The organism is Bradyrhizobium sp. MI1.3 (assembly GCF_055811695.1).
The window spans coordinates 1-17,249 of the sequence record NZ_JBVVPQ010000016.1; the positions used below are offsets into that span (position 1 = coordinate 1).

Annotated in this window: 20 protein-coding genes and 1 pseudogene; 11 read left to right on the forward strand and 10 right to left on the reverse strand. The window is 64.4% G+C overall.

Features of this window, described 5'->3' with window-relative positions; all coding sequences use genetic code 11:
- Positions 1 to 296, reverse strand: a pseudogene (locus AC0L3A_RS14045) (DUF2336 domain-containing protein); the annotation flags it as partial.
- Positions 297 to 549: 253 nt separating this feature from the next.
- Here AC0L3A_RS14045 and AC0L3A_RS14050 point away from each other — a divergent pair.
- Positions 550 to 738: a hypothetical protein gene (locus AC0L3A_RS14050; RefSeq protein WP_473254596.1), complete on the forward strand. Its 189-nt coding sequence runs from the start codon at positions 550 to 552 to the stop codon at positions 736 to 738.
- Positions 739 to 753: 15 nt separating this feature from the next.
- Entirely contained in the window at positions 754 to 1,515 is a 762-nt protein-coding gene (locus tag AC0L3A_RS14055; protein ID WP_354127452.1) for a hypothetical protein, read from the forward strand.
- Positions 1,516 to 1,626: 111 nt separating this feature from the next.
- Here the strand turns inward: AC0L3A_RS14055 and AC0L3A_RS14060 are convergent, their stop codons facing one another.
- The 3 genes from AC0L3A_RS14060 to AC0L3A_RS14070 all read right to left on the reverse strand — a co-directional run bounded on the left by AC0L3A_RS14060 (position 1,627) and on the right by AC0L3A_RS14070 (position 3,899).
- The gene (locus AC0L3A_RS14060) at positions 1,627 to 2,205 is read right to left on the reverse strand and encodes an amino acid synthesis family protein (protein ID WP_473254597.1); all 579 of its coding nucleotides are present in this window, start codon (positions 2,203 to 2,205) and stop codon (positions 1,627 to 1,629) included.
- A 36-nt stretch (positions 2,206 to 2,241) separates the two neighbouring features.
- The gene (locus tag AC0L3A_RS14065) at positions 2,242 to 3,105 is read right to left on the reverse strand and encodes a fumarylacetoacetate hydrolase family protein (protein ID WP_473254643.1); all 864 of its coding nucleotides are present in this window, start codon (positions 3,103 to 3,105) and stop codon (positions 2,242 to 2,244) included.
- 92 nt (positions 3,106 to 3,197) lie between these two features.
- Positions 3,198 to 3,899, reverse strand: a complete 702-nt coding sequence (locus tag AC0L3A_RS14070) for a GntR family transcriptional regulator (protein WP_035995051.1) — start codon at positions 3,897 to 3,899, stop codon at positions 3,198 to 3,200.
- A gap of 111 nt (positions 3,900 to 4,010) precedes the next feature.
- Here AC0L3A_RS14070 and AC0L3A_RS14075 point away from each other — a divergent pair, with 111 nt between their 5' ends.
- The 4 genes from AC0L3A_RS14075 (at position 4,011) to AC0L3A_RS14090 (ending at position 8,514) form a co-directional block, all read left to right on the forward strand.
- Entirely contained in the window at positions 4,011 to 5,003 is a 993-nt protein-coding gene (locus tag AC0L3A_RS14075) for a zinc-dependent alcohol dehydrogenase family protein (RefSeq protein ID WP_354127454.1), read from the forward strand.
- 16 nt (positions 5,004 to 5,019) lie between these two features.
- Complete coding sequence (locus tag AC0L3A_RS14080; RefSeq protein ID WP_473254598.1) at positions 5,020 to 5,925, forward strand: VOC family protein; 906 nt, start codon at positions 5,020 to 5,022, stop codon at positions 5,923 to 5,925.
- Between the two features lie 75 nt (positions 5,926 to 6,000).
- Positions 6,001 to 6,978, forward strand: a complete 978-nt coding sequence (locus tag AC0L3A_RS14085; RefSeq protein WP_473254599.1) for a tripartite tricarboxylate transporter substrate binding protein — start codon at positions 6,001 to 6,003, stop codon at positions 6,976 to 6,978.
- Between the two features lie 129 nt (positions 6,979 to 7,107).
- Positions 7,108 to 8,514, forward strand: a complete 1,407-nt coding sequence (locus tag AC0L3A_RS14090; RefSeq protein WP_473254600.1) for a carbohydrate porin — start codon at positions 7,108 to 7,110, stop codon at positions 8,512 to 8,514.
- A 34-nt stretch (positions 8,515 to 8,548) separates the two neighbouring features.
- Here AC0L3A_RS14090 and arsC read toward each other — a convergent pair whose 3' ends face one another.
- From arsC to AC0L3A_RS14105, 3 genes are read right to left on the reverse strand one after another with little or no spacing between them, the layout of a single operon-like run.
- Positions 8,549 to 8,950, reverse strand: coding sequence for an arsenate reductase (glutaredoxin) (gene arsC, locus AC0L3A_RS14095; RefSeq protein ID WP_473254601.1), 402 nt, complete (start codon positions 8,948 to 8,950; stop codon positions 8,549 to 8,551).
- On the reverse strand, positions 8,947 to 9,651 hold the full coding sequence (locus AC0L3A_RS14100) for an aquaporin (RefSeq protein ID WP_473254602.1): 705 nt from the start codon (positions 9,649 to 9,651) through the stop codon (positions 8,947 to 8,949). Before AC0L3A_RS14100 ends, arsC begins: the two co-directional genes overlap by 4 nt.
- A complete protein-coding gene (locus tag AC0L3A_RS14105) occupies positions 9,644 to 10,006 on the reverse strand; it encodes an ArsR/SmtB family transcription factor (protein ID WP_219684896.1) in 363 nt (120 codons plus the stop codon). The genes AC0L3A_RS14100 and AC0L3A_RS14105 overlap by 8 nt, the downstream gene beginning before the upstream one ends.
- Positions 10,007 to 10,135: 129 nt before the next feature.
- Between AC0L3A_RS14105 and AC0L3A_RS14110 the strand changes: the two genes are divergently transcribed.
- From AC0L3A_RS14110 to AC0L3A_RS14120, 3 genes are all read left to right on the forward strand, one after another.
- The gene (locus tag AC0L3A_RS14110) at positions 10,136 to 10,453 is read left to right on the forward strand and encodes an ArsR/SmtB family transcription factor (RefSeq protein ID WP_007593490.1); all 318 of its coding nucleotides are present in this window, start codon (positions 10,136 to 10,138) and stop codon (positions 10,451 to 10,453) included.
- A 51-nt stretch (positions 10,454 to 10,504) separates the two neighbouring features.
- Complete coding sequence (locus tag AC0L3A_RS14115) at positions 10,505 to 11,857, forward strand: NAD(P)-binding domain-containing protein (protein ID WP_473254603.1); 1,353 nt, start codon at positions 10,505 to 10,507, stop codon at positions 11,855 to 11,857.
- Positions 11,858 to 11,969: 112 nt separating this feature from the next.
- Positions 11,970 to 13,151, forward strand: coding sequence for an MFS transporter (locus AC0L3A_RS14120; protein WP_473254644.1), 1,182 nt, complete (start codon positions 11,970 to 11,972; stop codon positions 13,149 to 13,151).
- A 12-nt stretch (positions 13,152 to 13,163) separates the two neighbouring features.
- Here AC0L3A_RS14120 and AC0L3A_RS14125 read toward each other — a convergent pair whose 3' ends face one another.
- The 3 genes from AC0L3A_RS14125 to AC0L3A_RS14135 are packed head-to-tail and all read right to left on the reverse strand — an operon-like array spanning position 13,164 to position 15,595.
- Positions 13,164 to 13,964, reverse strand: coding sequence for an ABC transporter permease (locus AC0L3A_RS14125; protein WP_473254604.1), 801 nt, complete (start codon positions 13,962 to 13,964; stop codon positions 13,164 to 13,166).
- Complete coding sequence (locus AC0L3A_RS14130; RefSeq protein WP_354127460.1) at positions 13,961 to 14,557, reverse strand: ABC transporter ATP-binding protein; 597 nt, start codon at positions 14,555 to 14,557, stop codon at positions 13,961 to 13,963. Before AC0L3A_RS14130 ends, AC0L3A_RS14125 begins: the two co-directional genes overlap by 4 nt.
- 3 nt (positions 14,558 to 14,560) lie before the next feature.
- On the reverse strand, positions 14,561 to 15,595 hold the full coding sequence (locus AC0L3A_RS14135; protein WP_473254605.1) for a Cj0069 family protein: 1,035 nt from the start codon (positions 15,593 to 15,595) through the stop codon (positions 14,561 to 14,563).
- Positions 15,596 to 16,074: 479 nt separating this feature from the next.
- Between AC0L3A_RS14135 and AC0L3A_RS14140 the strand changes: the two genes are divergently transcribed.
- Both AC0L3A_RS14140 and AC0L3A_RS14145 read left to right on the forward strand, forming a co-directional pair.
- Positions 16,075 to 16,308, forward strand: coding sequence for a hypothetical protein (locus tag AC0L3A_RS14140; RefSeq protein ID WP_007593473.1), 234 nt, complete (start codon positions 16,075 to 16,077; stop codon positions 16,306 to 16,308).
- Positions 16,309 to 16,325: 17 nt separating this feature from the next.
- Positions 16,326 to 17,234, forward strand: coding sequence for a DUF1259 domain-containing protein (locus tag AC0L3A_RS14145; protein WP_007593472.1), 909 nt, complete (start codon positions 16,326 to 16,328; stop codon positions 17,232 to 17,234).
- The last annotated feature ends 15 nt before the right edge of the window (positions 17,235 to 17,249 follow it).

Sequence of the window (17,249 nt, forward strand, 5' to 3'; positions counted from 1 at the left end):
AGCGGAACCCTGCGTCCCTCCTGCGCGGCTGACAGTCCGAGCTTCTGCATGATCGGGGCGGGCGTCGACGGATAGATCGCAAGCCGGGCCTTGACCGCCGCGCGCGTCGCGTCGTCGACCTGGTCGATCAGTCGTGTGGCGAGCTCGACGAACTGGCGCTGCTCGTCGTCGCTGTGGGTGCTCGACTGGACATAGAGGTCGGTCAGCACGCGCAGCAGCGTCGGACGAACATCGACGCCTTCGCGACGGGAGAGGGTCATCAGCCCGTCGAATCCTGGAAACAACGACTTGGTCATGGAGAGATACGCGACCTGGAAGAGATACTCGCCGCCAGCCTATCGCGGGCTCCTTTAAAGGCTCGTTAAGGAAAACGAGGCGTGAAGCCGAACGCTTGCTTTGAAGCGTTCTCGTGCCGCAACGGGACGGCGGGTCGCGCCCGTGCGGTTACGGTCCCGCCGGCACGTTTACACCCCGTTAACCATGAACTGATCTTAATGAATGCATGTTGCAGAGGCGCGCCGGGTCGCGCGGCAATTGAAGAGAGCTGATATGGGGACCATCATCGAATTTCCGGCCGGTCGCCGGGTGAGCGCGTCGGGGGACGTGGCTCCGCGCGCGGACATGGGCACGATTTTGATCCTTCCCGTGATCCGCATCGAGCGCGAGAGCGACGAGCCAAGCGGCAATCACGGGCCGGAGCAGGGCACAGCGCCGGGGCGCCGTCGTCGTCGCCGTTAGCCTTCGGCCTTTGCAATGCCGGAGAACCTCCGCCAGATCCGGCCCGTCGTAACGGCCATCATGCTCGCACTGCTGGGTGCGACGCTTGCCGCCTGTAGCGGCGGCGATTTCGGCCGCACCCGCGCCGACATGCGCAGCGACGACATGCATCGCTGGCTGGGCGCGGAAGTCACCTCCAGCGTTGGCCTGAAGCCATCCCAATTCCAGCTCACCGACGAGGAGCGCCAGCTTCGCGACCTCGCCTATCCCCTGATAGAGCCGCCATTGTCGCGGCCCGCCTGGAAGAGCGTGTTCGGCGACTACAAGGCGCTGCCCTCGCCCTGGCGGCAAAAGATCGTGTTCGACCGCACCATGTACGGTCGCACGCTGATCGACGAGCCGCACCGTTCGCATTCTTCGCGCTATACGCAGCTGATGGAGGACGTGCGCAACGACATCACCCGCTTCGAGCCGTTCTTCGCCTCCGCGATCCGCGTCATCGACCTCGACAAGAAGCGCAATGCCAGCATGGCGCGTGTCTCTTCCCTCTCGCCGCAGGAGAAAGAGGACGCGATCGAGCGCATGCAGGAGAATTCGCTGATCATCCAGTGGGTGCAGCAGTGCCTCGAGCAGCGCGTCTCGTCCTATCGCTGGGGTCTGGAGCGGCTGGTGATCCAGGCGCCCGACGGCATGGCCGCCGATGCCGACCGCCTCATCGGCGAGCTCGCCGCCCAGACCGCCAACCCGCCGGTCGCGGCCCAGCCGCCCTACGGCCGCGCGGTCGTCTCCAAGGGCTGATCGTTTGAAGGGTTGATCATTTTACGGCAGTGCGCCGGCGCTTGATTGCGTCGGTCTAGCGCGCTGCTTCAGCAGGTTTCCGACAAAATCCTTCAGCGCATCGTGCGCCCGTCAGCGCTGTCCGTCGTGCACGGAGATCGCGGAAGCCGCGAGGCCCCCGATGCGCGCGTGAGGCCGGCCGCCGGTGGCCATCACGAGCCCGAAGGCGATCTCGTCGCGCCGTGGTGAATCCCACAGCGTCATCTCCGCGGTGCCGAAATGGCTGCGGACATAGGCGGCGTGAATGTGCCCGAGCGGAACCATGAGCCGCGTGCCCGGACCGCCGATGGTCTTCGCCGCCGGAACGATCGCCTTGGGCTGACCGAGCACCTCGCGGATGCCCTGGCCGCCGGCCTCGTGCCAGACCGCACCGTGCTCGAGCTCGCCGTCCTCGCCGATGATGATGCCCTTGCCATAGGCTTCTATCTGCGCGGCACCGCCGAGCTGCGCGATCAGCCGCGTTGCGAGCTCGCGCCCGAGCTCGCGCAAGGATGCCTGAAACGGCATCAGGTCGGGTTCGAAGCGGCCCGAAAACGGATTGCGGATGACCGCGATGGCCGTTCCGACCAGCAGCGGCATCTCCAGCCGGGGACCGCGTTCGTGCCAGATGGTCTCGACGCTGAGCGCGGTCTTGCGGATGTCATGGGACATGTCTTGAACCACCTCTTGGGAGGACATGCGCTGACTCTAGGCTTCGTCGACGACGGGATTGCGCAGCACGCCGATGTTCTCGATCTCGACCTCGACCACGTCGCCGGGCTTGAGGAAGACCGGCGGCTTGCGGGTGAAGCCCACGCCGGCCGGCGTGCCGGTGGCGATGACGTCGCCGGGGACGAGGTCGAAGATGGTCGAGCTGTACTCGATCAGCCGCGGGATCGAGAAGATCAGCATCGAGGTGTCGGAGGATTGCACCACCGCACCGTTGACGCGCGTCTCGAGCTTCAATTTGGTGGGATCGCCGATCTCGTCCGGCGTGACCAGCCAGGGACCGAACGGGCCGGTGCCGACGAAGTTCTTGCCGGAGGCGATCTGCTGGGCGTGACGCTGCCAGTCACGCACGCTGACGTCGTTGTAGATCGAGTAGCCCGCCACGTGATCCCAGGCGTCAGCCTGGCTGATGTGACGGCCGCCCTTGCCGATGACGACGGCAAGCTCGCCCTCCCAGTCGAAATTGTCCGAGACCTTCGGCCGGATTACCGGCGCGTTGTGCGCGACCTGGGAGCGCCAGACCCGGAGGAAGATCGGCGGAAATTCCGTGATCTCGCGCTTCATGCCGAACGCCACGGCTTCATTGTGGTGGTCGAGATAATTGCGCACGGCGCAGACGATCTTCTCCGGACGCGGGATCACCGGCAGGTATTTGACGTCGCTTAGCGCCATCGTGGGCTTGTGCCCGGCGACGATGGCCTCGCGCCGCGCATAGTCGTCGCTGCCGAGGAAGTCCGCGAGAACAGGGTATTGGGGCAGGGCGCGGCCGAGATCCACGACGCCATTTTCGACAACGGCGCCCCAGCTTTCCCGATTTCCGTCCAAGAATGACAGCAGCTTCATGGTCTCGCCCCAAAGGTTGGCATTTTCGATCTTGCTCATTATTTTCGAAAATGTGGTGAAACGCAAGCCCACGGTGATAAAAAGCGTGCCGCCTATTCGGTGTCGAGCAGGTGCCCGGCGTAGGTCGCGACGTTGTCAGCCGTGGTGCGGATATGCGTCTCGATCAGCTGCACCGCGAGATCCGGATTGCGCGAGATCGCGGCCTGCATGATCGCCTGGTGCTCGCCGGCCTTGTCGCGCGGACGCGGCCGGAAATTGGCCGACAGATGCCGATAGCGCTCGGCGCGATCGAACAGATCGCCGCGAATGGCCAGCAGTGTCGCGGAGCCGCAGGCGGACACCAGGGCCTGGTGGAATTGGCGGTGGGCGATCTTCCATTCGGGATCGCGCAGCGGATGTTCGGGATCGCGCTGCTCGATTCGCTTCAATCTATGCAGTGTCGAGATGACGGCGATTTCCCAATCGTCGTCGCCCCGCTCGATCGCGCGGCGGATCAATTCCACCTCGATCAACACCCGCGCATCGGTGACCTCCACCAGATCCTGGCGGCTGACCGGCGCCACGCGAAACCCGCGCTGCTCCTGCGCGTCGACCAAGCCTTCGGCGGTAAGCGCCGTCAGTGCCTCGCGCAGCGTCGTGAAACTGACGCCGAATCGTTCGCGCAGGACGTCGAACCGTAGCGGTTCGCCCGGCGCCAGGCCGCAGGCAATGATCTCCTCGCGCAGCCGATGGGTGATGTCGGCGGCAACGGTCTTGCCGAATTCCTTGCGGGGGCGAATGGCGCTTTCGGACATGGTTTCTGTCATTGAATCGATGGCTCAACATGCCGCGCCAACGACCATCTTGCAATAATTTTCGTAAACGGTATTATTTTCGAAAATATGGCTTGGGAGGCGTGTGACATCATGAGAGCGGTGCTGGTGCGTCAGCCGGGTGGGCCGGATGCACTCGAACTGGTCGAGCTTCCGGTGCCTATGCCCGGACCCGGCCAGGTGCAGATCCGCGCCGAAGCATTCGGCGTGGGGCAGCCCGATGTGCTGATCCGGCGTGGCGTCTACAAATGGATGCCGCCGCTGCCGGCTAATCCCGGCAACGACGTCGCCGGCCGCATTGCCGCGCTCGGGTCTGGCGTCGAGGGGTTTGCGGTCGGCCAGAAGGTGCTGCTGAGCGCACGCGACCTGTCGCAGCGCGGCGGCTGCTACGCCGACTATGTGGTCGCGCCCGCCGACGCCATTCATGCGCTGCCCGACAATGTCGATCTGCAAGCGGCCGTGTGCCTGTCGAACTACCAGGTCGCCTACGCGCTGCTGCACGAGTGCCGCCATCCGCGCGCACCGGCGAGCGTGCTGGTGATCGGGGCGGCGGGTGGTGTCGGCACTGCGCTGGTGCAGCTCGCCAAGCTCGCGCAGATGAAAGTCATCGGCACGGTCTCCACCGAAGAGAAGGCCGCATTTGCGCGGGGCAACGGGGCCGATCATGTCATCTACTACCGCCGCGAAGACGTGGTGGCGCGGACCCGCGAGCTGACCAATGGCGAGGGCGTTGGCCTCGTGCTCGATCACGTCTGTGGGCCCGAGTTCACCGGCTATCTCGGCGCGCTCGGCAAATGGGGGACGCTGCTGTCGTACAACGCCTTCGCCGGATTGCCGGAGGAAAACCTGATGGCGGCGATGCGCGACCATCTCGACATCTGCCCGGCGATACGCTGCTTCTCATTCCACATCTACGACCACGATCGCGACGAGCGTCGCGCGCTCATGCGCAACGTGATCGACGCGCTGAGCCGCAATGCGATCAAGCCGGCGATCTCGGCGGTCCTGAAACTCGACGAGGTCAGGCAGGCCCACACGCTGCTCGAGCAGGGCTCGGCGCTCGGCAAGATCATCATGACGCCATGAGGGGGTGGATTGCACGATGACGACACAAGCACCCATTGCACGCTTCACCCGGCTGCGGCACGCGAGCTTTGCCTCGCCCGATCCCGAGCGGTTGCTCGACTATTACCGCGCCGTGATCGGTCTTGGCCTCGTCGGCCGCGACGGCAACCGCATCTTCCTCGCCAACGATGCCGAGCAGCTTTCGCTGGTGATCGAACCCGGCGACGCGGCGTTGACGAGCATCGCCTTCGAGATATCGCCTGATGTCCAGATCGAGGCGCTCGGCGCCGCGCTGAAGCAGGCCGATCTGCGGCCCGAACTTCAGAGCGATCCCCTGCCTGGCGTTTCCAGGCTGCTGTCGTTCAGCGATCCCGAAGGCACGCGCTTCGAGTTGATCCAGGGCTGGACGCCGACGCCCGCGCAGGAGCGGATCGCTGCGCTTGCCGTCAGCAAGCTCGGCCATGTCGCGCTTGGTACGCCCGATCCGCGCGCGGCCTCTGAGTTCTACGCGAACATGATGGGCCTGCGGGTCTCCGACTGGATCGAGGACCGCTTCGTCTTCATGCGCAGCGGCTATGAACATCACACGCTGAACTTCGCGCGCGCGCCCGGCCGCGGCCTGCATCATGTCGCGTTCGAGCTGCGGGGGCCGACCCACATGCAGCAGGCGTGCGACCATCTCGCCCGACATAAGCTCCCGGTGCTCTGGGGACCGGTACGTCACGGCCCCGGCCACAACACGGCGATCTATCACCGCAATCCCGACGGGCATCTGGTCGAGCTGTTCTTCGACCTCGACCGCATGACCGACGAGGCGCTCGGCTATTTCGAGCCGCGTCCCTGGCATCGCGATCGACCGCAGCGGCCAAAAGTCTGGGTCGGTCTGCCGCGCGACGTTTGGGGCATGCCGCCATCGCCTGAATGCACGGAGTTCGCCCGCTAGCAGATTCAAACTCGACTTGAAGAACGCCGCCTCGCTGCGGCCAACGATAGAACAATCAAAAGGGAGGACGCATCCATGCGAAGGATGAAGCGGCTTGCTGCGGCGATTTTTCTGTTTGGCGGTTTTTTAGCAATCACTTCGGCGTCGGCGGACAATTATCCGTCGCGCCCGATCCGGCTGCTGCATGGATTTGCCGCCGGCGGCGCGGCCGACACGCTGTCGCGCATCATCGCCGACGGGCTCTCGAAGAAGCTCGGACAACCGATCATCGTCGAGGCCAAGCCCGGTGCCGGCGGCAACATCGCCGCGGATGCCATCGCGAAAGCGGCGCCCGACGGCTACACGATCGGGCTCGTCACCGGCGCTCACGCCATTTCCGCGGCGACCTACAAGAGCCTGGCCTACCAACCGGCCGAGAGCTTCGAGATGATCTCAACGCTGGTCTATTACGCGCTCGTCATTGCCGTGCGTAGCGATTATCCGGCAAAATCGCTGGGCGAGCTCGTGGCCATGGCAAAGCAGAAGCCGGGCGCGCTCTCCTTCGGATCGGTCGGTTTCGGCAGCACGCATCATCTGGCAGGAGAGCTGTTGAACGCAGCCGCCGGCGTCGAGATCGTGCACGTGCCCTATCGCGGCGATTCTCAAGCGGTCACTGCGCTGCTCGGCGGAGAGGTTCCGGTGATCGTCGGCACCCCGGTCCTGCTCGCCGCGCAGATCCAGGGCGGTGCGATTCGCGGCCTGGCGGTGACCTCGCCGACGCGCACCGCATTGCTGCCCGATGTGCCAACGGTTCAGGAAGCCGGTATCAAGGGATATGACGTCCGCACCTGGGCAGGCCTGCTGGCGCCGAAGGGAACGCCGCCCGCCATCATGGCCGCACTCAATGCGGCGACGTTGGACGCTCTTAGGGATCCCGACCTCAAGCAGCGTCTGGAGATCGCCGTTGGCGGCGAGGTTCGCGGCAGCTCGCCGGAGGAGATGAAGACGCTGATCGAGACCGAGATCAGCAAATGGACCGGCGTGGTGGAGCGGGCGAAGATCCCGAAGATCTGACGATCGAAAGTATAGAAGTGAACATAGTGCCGCGCGCGGGAACAGGATTGCCGCGCCGGCTCACATTGGTCGACGACCGGCTTGAATGTCGGGCTGCGGCGTGCGTCATTGATCGCTCGGGAGGTGAGCGTGGCCGCCAGAGCAATCAGGCATTCGATGCGGGCGTTGATCGTTGCGGCTTGCCTGGTTGCGGCTGCCCAGTCCGTGGCTCAGGAAGACAAGAAAACCGACGACGACAAGCCTGCCGATCCCGACACCGGCGAGAGCACGGTCGCGGAGAAAACGCTCGGGCTGCTGCCGAACCCCTGGCAAAAGTACGGGGTGAAGTTTGCGGCCACCTATATCGGCGAGGTGCTCGGAAATCCGACCGGCGGTCTGAAGAAAGGTGCGGTCTACGAAGGCAGGCTCAATCTCGCCGTCGATCTGGATTTCGAAAAGCTCGTCGGCATCGACAAGCTGACCTTTCACGCCAACATGTTTCAGATCCACGGCGACGGCCTCTCGCGCTCGAATCTGCAGAATTTCTTCGTCGTCAGCGGGATCGAAGCGTTGCCCTCGACGCGACTCTACGAGGCCTATTTCGAGAAGCAATGGGGCGACAAGAAACTATCGCTCAAGCTCGGACAGCTGGCGGCCGACAGCGAGTTCTTCAATACCAAGTACACGGATGTTTTCACCAACGCCTCGATGGGCTGGCCGGCGATCACGTCGCTTGCTTTGCCAAGCGGCGGGCCGTCGCCGCCTTTGGCGGCCATGGGCGCGCGCCTCCTGTGGAACGTGACAGAGCAGTTGTCCATCCTTGGCGCGATTTTCGACGGCGACCAGGCCGGTCCCGGTCCCGGCGATCCGCAGGAGCGTAACCGGTATGGCGTCAATTTCCGGGTCAACGATCCGCCGCTCCTGCTCGGCCAGGTTCAATATGCCTGGAACAACAGGAAGGGTGACCCGAACTTGACCGGCCAGTTCAAGGTCGGTGGCTGGCGTCATTTCGGATCGTTCGGGGATCAGCGCTTCGCATCCAACGGCGTCTCGCTGGCCGCGCCAACGAGCAGCGGGGAACCACGGCTCTTGTCGGGCGATATTGGAGCCTGGGCGGTCTTCGAGCAGCAGATTTATCGGGTGCCGAACAGCGACGATCGGGGCATCGGCATTTTCGCACGCGTGTCGGGCGCGCCGGCTGACCGTAATCTGGTCGATGTCTATGCAGATGGCGGCGTCGAGCTGATCGGGCTTAGCAATGCGCGCCCCGACGACAAGTTCGGCATTGCCGCCGGATATGCGCATGTCTCAAAGCGGGCCCAGACGCTTGACGCCGATTATGCCAGGTTGGTCGACCCGCGCTGGCCGGTGCGAAGCTTCGAGGGGCTGCTCACGGCCGTCTATCAATACCAGATCAAGGATGGCTGGACCGTTCAGCCGAACTTTCAATACATCGTCCATCCCGGTGGCGGCGCGACGGCTCCGGCGAGTCCGCTGCCGGGAAGGGCATTGCGAAATGCCTCGGTTTTCGGACTGCGCACGATCCTGAAGTTTTAAGTCGAGGCAAACGCGAGCGAGGCCATGTCGGCAATCATCGCGCTTCGACCACCTCGCCATCCTCCTTCACGAACCGGCCGACGGGGTTGTCCAGGAGATCGATGACGGCTTCCGAGGGACGACACAGGCGTGTGCCCTTGGGCGTCACCACGATCGGACGGTTGATCAGGATGGGATGCGCGAGCATCTGGTCGATCAGCTCGTCGTCGGACCATTTGGGGTCGTCGAGGCCGAGCTCCTTGTAGGGCGTGCCTTTCTCGCGCAGCAGCGCGCGAGCGGAGATGCCCAGGGCCTTGATGAGCTCGACAAGCGTTTGGCGGGATGGTGGCGTCTTCAGATATTCGATCAAGACGGGTTCGACGCCGCTCTGCCGGATCATCGCCAACGTGTTGCGCGAGGTGCCGCAGGCGGGGTTGTGATAGATCGTGACGCTCATGAGGTAGTCTCCGCGATTGGGATGGGGCCTTGCGCCTGGGGCCGTCCGAGCAACCAATTCATCAACAGCATGCCGGCAAAGGCTCCGCACAGCTCCGCGAGAATGAATCCGGGCAGGTCGGTGGGACGTATGCCCGAGAACGTGTTTGTCAGCGACCTTGCGATGGCCACTGCCGGATTGGCGAATGAGGTCGAAGCCGTGAACCAATAGGCCGCCGTGATGTACAGGCCGACCAGCCAGGGGACGGCAGTCCGCTGAAACCGGATGCCGGCCAGGATTGTGACGACCAGACCGAAAGCAGCGACGGCTTCGGCGAACCATTGCGGTCCTCCGGTTCGCATTTTCGTCGAGAGATCGATCAGCGGCAGTCCGAACATCGGATGCGCCGCCATCGTTCCCGCGATGCCGCCAGCGATCTGCGCGACGACGTAAAGTGCGGCCTCGTTGACCGGCAGCTCGCGCTTGCCGGTGAAGACCAGCGTGACCGCCGGATTGAAATGCGCGCCGGAGATCGGTCCGAGCACGGTGATCAGGACGACCAGAATGGCGCCGGTCGGCAACGTGTTGCAGAGAAGCGCAAGCGCGACATCCTTGGTCAAGGATTCCGCCATAATGCCGGAGCCGACCACCGTGGCGACGAGAATGCCCGTACCGAGCGCCTCGGCCGCGAGGCGGCGCGGAAGATCGAATTGATCAGGCACGGCTTCGCTCCTTGCGTCTTGGCTTGCAGCAGGCTTGCAGGGTTTCGACGACCGGCTCGCAAACTTCCGGCCGCCCGCCGCAGCAATCCCGCAGCAGGAAGACCGCGACGTCCCGGAATTCGGTGAGGTTGGCGCGGTAGACGATCGAACGGCTGTGCCGCTCCGAGGTGACGAGGCGCGCGCGCGTCAGGATCGACAAATGCGCCGAGAGCGTGTTCTGAGGGACCTCCAACAGCCGTGCGAGATCGCCCGCAGCGAGACCATCAGGCTCGTGCCTGACCAGTGCGCGGAAGGCCTCCAGACGGGTCGACTGGGCCAGGGCGGCGAGCGCGAGGACAGCTTCTTCCGTTTCCATATATCCAGATTTATGGAAGTAATTGAAGCGCGTCAATCCGGAATTCCCCCTGGGCGACCCAGCCCGTATTTCGAACATTCCAGAAATATGGTTTGACAGTTTGGCATCCGCCGGCACATCGTGGCACGCATGAAGATCGATGACGCAGCAGCACGCCTTGAAGCCCTGGGCAACCGGACGCGACTCCAGATTTATCGTGCCCTGGTCCGGGCCGGACACTCCGGCATGCCCGTCGGTCGGTTGCAGGACAAGCTGAAGATCCCGGCATCGACGCTGTCGCATCACATCAAGACCCTGGTCTCGGTCGGGCTCGTCAGTCAGGTCCGGGAATCGACCACGCTGATCTGCCACGCAAACTTCGACGCGATGCGGGGTCTGGTCGATTTCCTGGCGGCGGAGTGCTGCGCAGACGAAGTCGGATGCAAGACGACGCAAACCGCGGCGTGATCCTTTTTGGCTGATATTGTTCGATTATTCTAGAAATATGGGAGAAGCCGAATGAACGCTAAGAGGGTCGCCATCGTCGGGGCAGGGCCTGTCGGCCTCGCAGCAGCTGCGCACGTCCTGGAGCGTGGCATGTCACCCCTCGTGCTGGAGGCAGGATCCGAAGCCGGGCACGCGGTGCGCCAGTGGCAGCAGGTCCAGCTCTTCTCACCGTGGGAATATAACATCGACAAGGCCGCGGCGCGCCTGCTGGCGCCGACGGGATGGAATTCGCCGGACCCGGGCTCCTATCCGACTGGTGTCGAACTGCTCGATCGATATCTGACGCCGCTCGCGACGCGAACGCCACTGCGCGAGGTGATCCGGACGTCCAGCCGCGTCTCGGCCATCAGCCGCGTCGGCTTCGATAAGGCGAAGACGAAGGGGCGTGAGCAGGCGCCGTTCGAAATCCGCTACCAGAACGGCAAGGGCCCCGAAGTGCTGCGCGCGGATGCCGTGATCGATACATCAGGCACATGGTTCTCGCCCAATCCCGCCGGAGGTAATGGTCTGCCCGCGATCGGCGAGCGTGAATGCGCCGGCCACATCGCCTATGGCATGCCCGATGTCCGGGGTGCCGGGCGCGCCAGATATGCCGGCAAGACCGTCGCGGTGCTCGGCGCTGGCCACTCCGCGGTGGGCACGCTGATTGATCTCGTGCATCTCGCGGGCGAGGTGCCGGGGACGCAAGCGATCTGGCTGTTGCGGGGCGCCGATCCCGCCAAGTCTTTTGGCGGCGGCCGGAATGACAAGCTCGCTGCACGCGGAGAGCTCGGCTCCACCTTCGCCGCGCGCGTGGCCGCCGGGAAGATCAGGGTCGAAACCGAATTCAGCGTCACGCAACTGTCGGACTCCGAAGGCCGCCTCGAGATCGCGGCCGGCACGCGAAGCGTGATCGTCGACGAGTTGATCGTCTCGACCGGCTTTCGTCCCGACTTTTCGTTCCTGTCCGAATTGCGCCTGCGGCTCGATCCCGCCATCGAGGCACCGGTCGCGCTCGCGCCGCTGATCGATCCCAACGAGCACAGCTGCGGCACGGTGCGCCCGCACGGCGCGCGCGAGCTCGCGCACGATGAGCCGGGCTTCTACATGGCGGGCATGAAGTCGTATGGCCGCGCGCCGACCTTTCTCATGATGACAGGATATGAGCAGGTGCGCTCGATTGCGGCCGATCTCGCCGGCGACAAGAAAGCCGCCGCAAGGGTGGAGCTCGTGCTGCCGGAGACCGGCGTCTGCACGCGTGGCGGCGTGGAGTCGGACGCCGCAGCGGGATGCTGCGGCGGGCCGGCGAAGGAAGAGCCATCGGCCTGCTGCGCCGCCGATGAAACGGCGAAGAAGGCGGGTGGCGCGGGGTGCGGTTGTTCATGACATTAGTTCTTGCTGGAGAAGCCGGAGAGTTGCCCATTGTGGTTGGTGCGCCGTGTCGAGCTGGGGGGAGGACAGCATTCGTAAGCTGAGCGGCCGGTCCCTGATCGCGGTGATGTGCATCGGCCAGGTCGGCAATCTGCTGCCGCATGTGACGCTCTCCGCGAACTTGGCGCAGCATCTGATGCCGGCGTGGGGCCTGTCGGCGGCCGAAGGCGGCTTGATGGCGAGCGGTTACGCGTTCGGCTACATGCTCGCCGTGCCCGTGCTGACGACGTTGACCGATCGGATCGACGCGCGGCTCGTCCTGCTCTGGGGCTCGATCGTCAGCGGGTTCGCGACCGCAGCTTTCGGCATTTTCGCGCAGGGGTTCTGGTCGGCGACCGCGATCTGGTCGCTTGCAGGGCTTGGATTTGCCGGCGCCTACATGCCGGGCCTGAAGGCGCTGACAGACCGGCTTCCGGCTGGCGACACCTCGCGCGCCGTCACGCTGTACACGTCGAGCTTCTCGGTCGGGGTCGGCCTCTCGTTCCTGGTCGCGCAAGTGATCGCCGACCGTTGGGGATGGCGGACCGCTTTCCTTGTCACCGGCTTCGGTCCTATCGCAATGGTCGTCGCGTGCCTTCTGATGCAGGCGCAGCGGCCCGCGCCGAAGGCGGGACGTCTGTTGAACTTCGCGCCTGTCTTCGCCAACCGCGAGGCGCTCGGATACATCTTCGGCTACGGCGCCCATTGCTTCGAGCTCTACGGCATCCGCACCTGGCTGGTCGGGTTCTGGACCTTCGTCGTCGCGCATCAAGGTGCGCCGTCGTGGTTGAGCCCCGTCGTGCTGAGCTTCTGCTTTGCGGTGATCTCGATGCCGGCCAGCATCCTCGGCAACGAGGCCGCGCTGAAGTTCGGCCGCCATCGCGCGATCACGGTCGTGATGATCGCGTCGGCCTGCGTCGCACTGATCATCGGCCTCAACGCGACGGCGCCGGCTTGGGTGCTCGCACTGCTGCTGCTCGTCTATGGCCTGACCGTGCCGGCGGATTCCGGCGCGTTGACCGCCGGCATGTCGGCCGCGGCCGTAACCGAACATCGCGGCGCGACCCTGGCCCTGCATTCGACGGTCGGCTTCGGCCTGTCGGCCGTCGGCGCCTGGGGCACCGGCGCCGCGCTCGACGCAGCCGGCGGTCCGCAGAGCGCGACCGGGTGGCTGCTCGCGTTCAGTGTTCTTGCGGTCGGAATTGCGTTGGGGCCGTTGGCGCTGCTGTGGGCTCGGAGGGTGCAGCTTGGTGGCGCGAAGTCGATGTGAGGTCGCGCAATTCTACTCGGCAGTGAGAATTCGATCGAGGCGCAATCGATGTCGATGATCGGTGAGAAGGCGAGCGCCTCCCGTCACGGCGGCGAGAGTTCCCAATCCCGTTCCGCCGGCGATCAAGAACATGATCAAGAGCTGATACTTGACGGCGTCGATCGGTTCGACGCCTGCAAGGATTTGACCGGTCATCATCCCCGGCAAAGAGACAAGGCCGATCGCGGCCATGCTGTTCATGATTGGCGTGAAGCCGCTTCTCAATGCGTCCCGCAGGACCGGCAGCAACGCCTGATACCGGGTGCCGCCAAGAGCAAGACAAGCTTCGACGGCGGCCCGTTCGCGCACCAGGCTATTTGTCAGCACGTCCAGGCCCAGGCTTATTCCAGTCATGGTGTTGCCCAGGATCATGCCCAGCAAAGGCAACGCATAGCGCGGATGATACCACGGATCCGGGCGTAGCTCCGTCAGCAGCGCGAACATTGTGACGGTCCCGGCCGCCAGCAGCATGCATCCCGCCCCTAAGCCATAGCTCCAGATACCCGGCAGGCGTCGCTTTTGCCGAGCGACGATTTCCCGTGATGCGAAGAGAACCATGATGAAGGCGGCGAGGGCGGTCCAGAGCGGCGAGACCACGGCAAACAGGAACGTCAATACGTATCCGACGAGTATCAGCTGAAGCACCATCCGCACGGTGGCGATGGCCAGCTGCTTTTCAAGCTTGAGGCGGAGAGCAAGCGAGAGCGCGCCATCCATGACGACAAGGAGCGCGGGCAGAACCAAATCGCCGTATGCCAAGTGAATGTAACTCACGGCCGATTTTCCTCGATTCCACCGTCGGCATTCATCACAAGGACCCGCGACCCGACGCGGCGGGCCTGAGCGTTGTCGTGAGTGCTCCAGACGACACTCGTTCCATTCGAAATGCGTTCCGCGATCAAGGATTCAACGGCCGCCGTCGATGCCGAATCGAGGGCCGATGTCGGCTCGTCCAGGAGAAGAACCCGCGACCTCAGCATCAGCGCTCGCACCAGCCCCAGCCGTTGTCGCTCGCCGGTCGAAAGTCTTTGGATCGGCCAGGGACCGCAACTGCGCGGCAACCCCAGTCTCGTGACCAACGGTAAGGCATCATCCCAGCCGCTGAAGTGGTCTTGCACGATGTCGGACCACCAGCCCGGTTCGGCGGCGAGATAGGTCACTCGCTTGCGCCAGGCCGGGGCAGGCATCGCCTCCCTGAGCGTTCCGTCCAGTTTGACCATTCCTTCGTTGGGATCGAGATCCGCGATCGAGCGAAGGAGTTGGGTCTTCCCTACGCCAGAGGGCCCTTGCAGGGCGACGCATTCGCCGTCCTGCAAGTCGAATGAAACGGAGATGTGCAAGCGCTTGAGCGCGCGGACCGTGAGCATGTGTCAAAGCTTGCGCCGGAGCCGATCGGCAACCCGCACTGCAATTTCCGCCGGCGCCTCGTCCGGATAAGGATGCACCGAGCTGACATTGATCTCGCCCAGGACATAGCTGTCGGTCCCGTCGGGACGGACCGGGCCAAGCATGAAGTCGGCGTCCCAAATCACAGGCAGGTCAAGTTGCGCAATATCCAGCAACGACGTCAGCTGCGGCGTCCACTCGTCCTCCATCAACCGACGCAGCCGCTGGAAGCGCGGGTCTGCGTTGGACGCATAGAGCCGTGGTCCGGCCTCGGAACGGGCGGCCGGCGAGTCCACCAGGGCCTTGACCTTATGATAGCCGAAGCCGGCACAGCGATCGCCCGCCATGTAGCAACGCAACACGCCTTCGCTCAAGCGAGGCTGGAATGGCTGATCGACCACGCTGCCATTTTCGAAATACTCCGCGCAACGGCGGACAAAATCATCCAGCGTCAGTTCCTCAGGCGCGTCCTTCGTCGCGTCCAGCACCTTTGTCATTGGAGAAGCCGGCAGCTTCTCGACCTTCCAGACGCCTTGGCCGCCATTGCCCCGGTTGCGCTTGATCACGCGCGGACCGGCGGCGAGCCGCGTCGGCAGCTCGGCGCGCATCGCCGCAGCGGTTTGATATAGCGTCGTGTCGCTTCCCCAGCCCATCGAGCGGGTACGATACAGAACCTCCTTGGTGCCCATCTTGAGGATGACATCGGGATGAGCGCTGACCCACACGCCCCGTGCGGCGACGTCGCGCAGCAATGCGTCGAGACCAGCGCGATCCCGACCGTCTTGAATGGGGTTGACCCAGACGAGCACGCCGTCCACCCCGAGCAATTGTTCACGGACGTCCTCGGCGAAACTTTCATCATAGATCGCCGGGCGCGCCGCGATACCGACGGCGGCGAGGGCTTCGAAAAGCTGCGCGAAGCGGCTGTTTTGTGCCGTCGCGTCGCGGCGCGCGGCAGCGTCTCCGCGTGAGAGGATGGCGACGGTGTGTTGGTGAGAAGGGTGTCGTTCGGTGTCCATGCGCAAGCTCCACGAATGGCGTGCTGCGCAGAGCTTGGACCGAGGCCTCACGGGGAGTCTGCTTTGTCCCCACGCAAAGGACACTAGCGGGGCCGTCCGCGAGTTTCAAGATGTGGCTGGCGCGGTTCCGCGGAGCAGTGAATTCTTCGTGACGTTCGCCGGCGGCTTTGGTGGGCAGCCCGAAGCTCCCGCCGGTTGACAGCTCCCGCCCGGGGGCTTTTACTTGGGGCTCGGGGATATGCGATCTCCCCGTGAGGCGACATGCCCAAGCATCGCGTCCTGATCACCAAGGGCGCAGCATGTCATCATATACCCCCGATTTCATCCGTCAGACCGGCTCGACTTTTCGGCACGGCGTCCGCGCCGGTCGCATCGCTGTGCGCATCGATGCCCGCCGCCTCTTGCGCCGTGTGGGTATCGCGTAGGGCAAGATCGCGAAACGGACTTCACCTGGGGCAGGACAAACCAGGAGAATGGTCATGCGAACACGAACAATCTTCCGCACGGTTCTGCTGCTTGCGGTCGCGGGCGGGCTGTCGAGCGTGCACGCTCTGACGCAGGAGGAACTCGTCGCCAGGATCCAGGCGGCCGGCTACGCGCAAGTCAGCGACATCAAGTCGACGGCCGAGGGTATCACCGCAAAGGCGGTGAAGAACGGCAAGGCGGTGACGCTGGTCGTCGACAGCAGCGGTCAGGTCAAAGAGCGAAACTAAGCCTAGGGAGCAGCACGATGAAGAGAATCATCTGGGCCGTGGTCGGCATTGGCATCTGTCTTCTTGCATTTCGCTTCGGTCCATTCGTCCCGGCATATGCCCAAGATGCCGACTGGCAGAAGGTGGACGAGACCCTGGGCCGCAAGCCCGCCGTCTCGGACGACGTCCGCCGTTACGGCTTTCCCCGCAGCGATCTCTCCGTGACGTTGGACGGGGTTGCGATCAAGCCGGCGCTGGCTCTTGGCGGCTGGATCGCGTTCAAGCCTGCGCATGGCGGCGCAATGATCATGGGCGACCTCGTGCTGCTCGAGACCGAGATCAATCCCGTGATGGCGAAAATGATTGCGAGCGGGCTCGAGATCACAGCCGTGCACAATCATCTGCTGCGCGCGAGCCCGGCCACGTTCTACATGCACGTCGCCGGACACGGCGATCCCGTCAAACTGGCCTCGGCGCTCCATGATGCCCTGGCCGAAAGCAAGACCCCGCTGACGGTCACGGCGCCGGCGAACCCGCCGCCCGCCATCGACCTCGACACGGCGAAACTTGACCAGATCATCGGAGTGAACGGGAAAGCGAATGGCGGCGTCTACCAGTTCAACGTGAAGCGGCGCGACCCCGTCACGGAAGACGGCATGTTGCTGACCCCCGTCGCCGCGATGGGCGTCGCGATCGCCATCAATTTCCAACCGACGGGCACGGGCAGGGCGGCCATCACCGGCGACTTCGTGCTGACCAGCGACGAGGTGAACCCGGTCATCCTGGCGCTTCGAACGCACGGAATCGAGGTAACCGCGCTGCACAGCCACATGCTGGACGAACAGCCGCGGCTCTTCTTCATGCACTTCTGGGCCAACGACGATGCCCTCAAGCTCGCAGAGGGCCTCCGTGCGGCGCTCGACAAGACGGCGAGCACGAAGGGCTGATGCATGGACACGCAC

Excerpts from the sequence above, each read along its gene's own strand:
- AC0L3A_RS14060 (WP_473254597.1), bottom strand. The coding sequence starts at position 2,205 with ATGTCCCATGACATCCGCAAGACCGCGCTCAGCGTCGAGACCATCTGG.
- AC0L3A_RS14130 (WP_354127460.1), bottom strand. The coding sequence starts at position 14,557 with ATGCTCACGGTCCGCGCGCTCAAGCGCTTGCACATCTCCGTTTCATTC.
- AC0L3A_RS14085 (WP_473254599.1), top strand. The coding sequence starts at position 6,001 with ATGCGAAGGATGAAGCGGCTTGCTGCGGCGATTTTTCTGTTTGGCGGT.
- AC0L3A_RS14140 (WP_007593473.1), top strand. The coding sequence starts at position 16,075 with ATGCGAACACGAACAATCTTCCGCACGGTTCTGCTGCTTGCGGTCGCG.
- AC0L3A_RS14070 (WP_035995051.1), bottom strand. The coding sequence starts at position 3,899 with ATGTCCGAAAGCGCCATTCGCCCCCGCAAGGAATTCGGCAAGACCGTT.
- arsC (WP_473254601.1), bottom strand. The coding sequence starts at position 8,950 with ATGAGCGTCACGATCTATCACAACCCCGCCTGCGGCACCTCGCGCAAC.
- AC0L3A_RS14115 (WP_473254603.1), top strand. The coding sequence starts at position 10,505 with ATGAACGCTAAGAGGGTCGCCATCGTCGGGGCAGGGCCTGTCGGCCTC.
- AC0L3A_RS14065 (WP_473254643.1), bottom strand. The coding sequence starts at position 3,105 with ATGAAGCTGCTGTCATTCTTGGACGGAAATCGGGAAAGCTGGGGCGCC.
- AC0L3A_RS14145 (WP_007593472.1), top strand. The coding sequence starts at position 16,326 with ATGAAGAGAATCATCTGGGCCGTGGTCGGCATTGGCATCTGTCTTCTT.
- AC0L3A_RS14075 (WP_354127454.1), top strand. The coding sequence starts at position 4,011 with ATGAGAGCGGTGCTGGTGCGTCAGCCGGGTGGGCCGGATGCACTCGAA.
- AC0L3A_RS14050 (WP_473254596.1), top strand. The coding sequence starts at position 550 with ATGGGGACCATCATCGAATTTCCGGCCGGTCGCCGGGTGAGCGCGTCG.
- AC0L3A_RS14135 (WP_473254605.1), bottom strand. The coding sequence starts at position 15,595 with ATGGACACCGAACGACACCCTTCTCACCAACACACCGTCGCCATCCTC.
- AC0L3A_RS14105 (WP_219684896.1), bottom strand. The coding sequence starts at position 10,006 with ATGGAAACGGAAGAAGCTGTCCTCGCGCTCGCCGCCCTGGCCCAGTCG.
- AC0L3A_RS14055 (WP_354127452.1), top strand. The coding sequence starts at position 754 with ATGCCGGAGAACCTCCGCCAGATCCGGCCCGTCGTAACGGCCATCATG.
- AC0L3A_RS14110 (WP_007593490.1), top strand. The coding sequence starts at position 10,136 with ATGAAGATCGATGACGCAGCAGCACGCCTTGAAGCCCTGGGCAACCGG.
- AC0L3A_RS14080 (WP_473254598.1), top strand. The coding sequence starts at position 5,020 with ATGACGACACAAGCACCCATTGCACGCTTCACCCGGCTGCGGCACGCG.
- AC0L3A_RS14120 (WP_473254644.1), top strand. The coding sequence starts at position 11,970 with ATGTGCATCGGCCAGGTCGGCAATCTGCTGCCGCATGTGACGCTCTCC.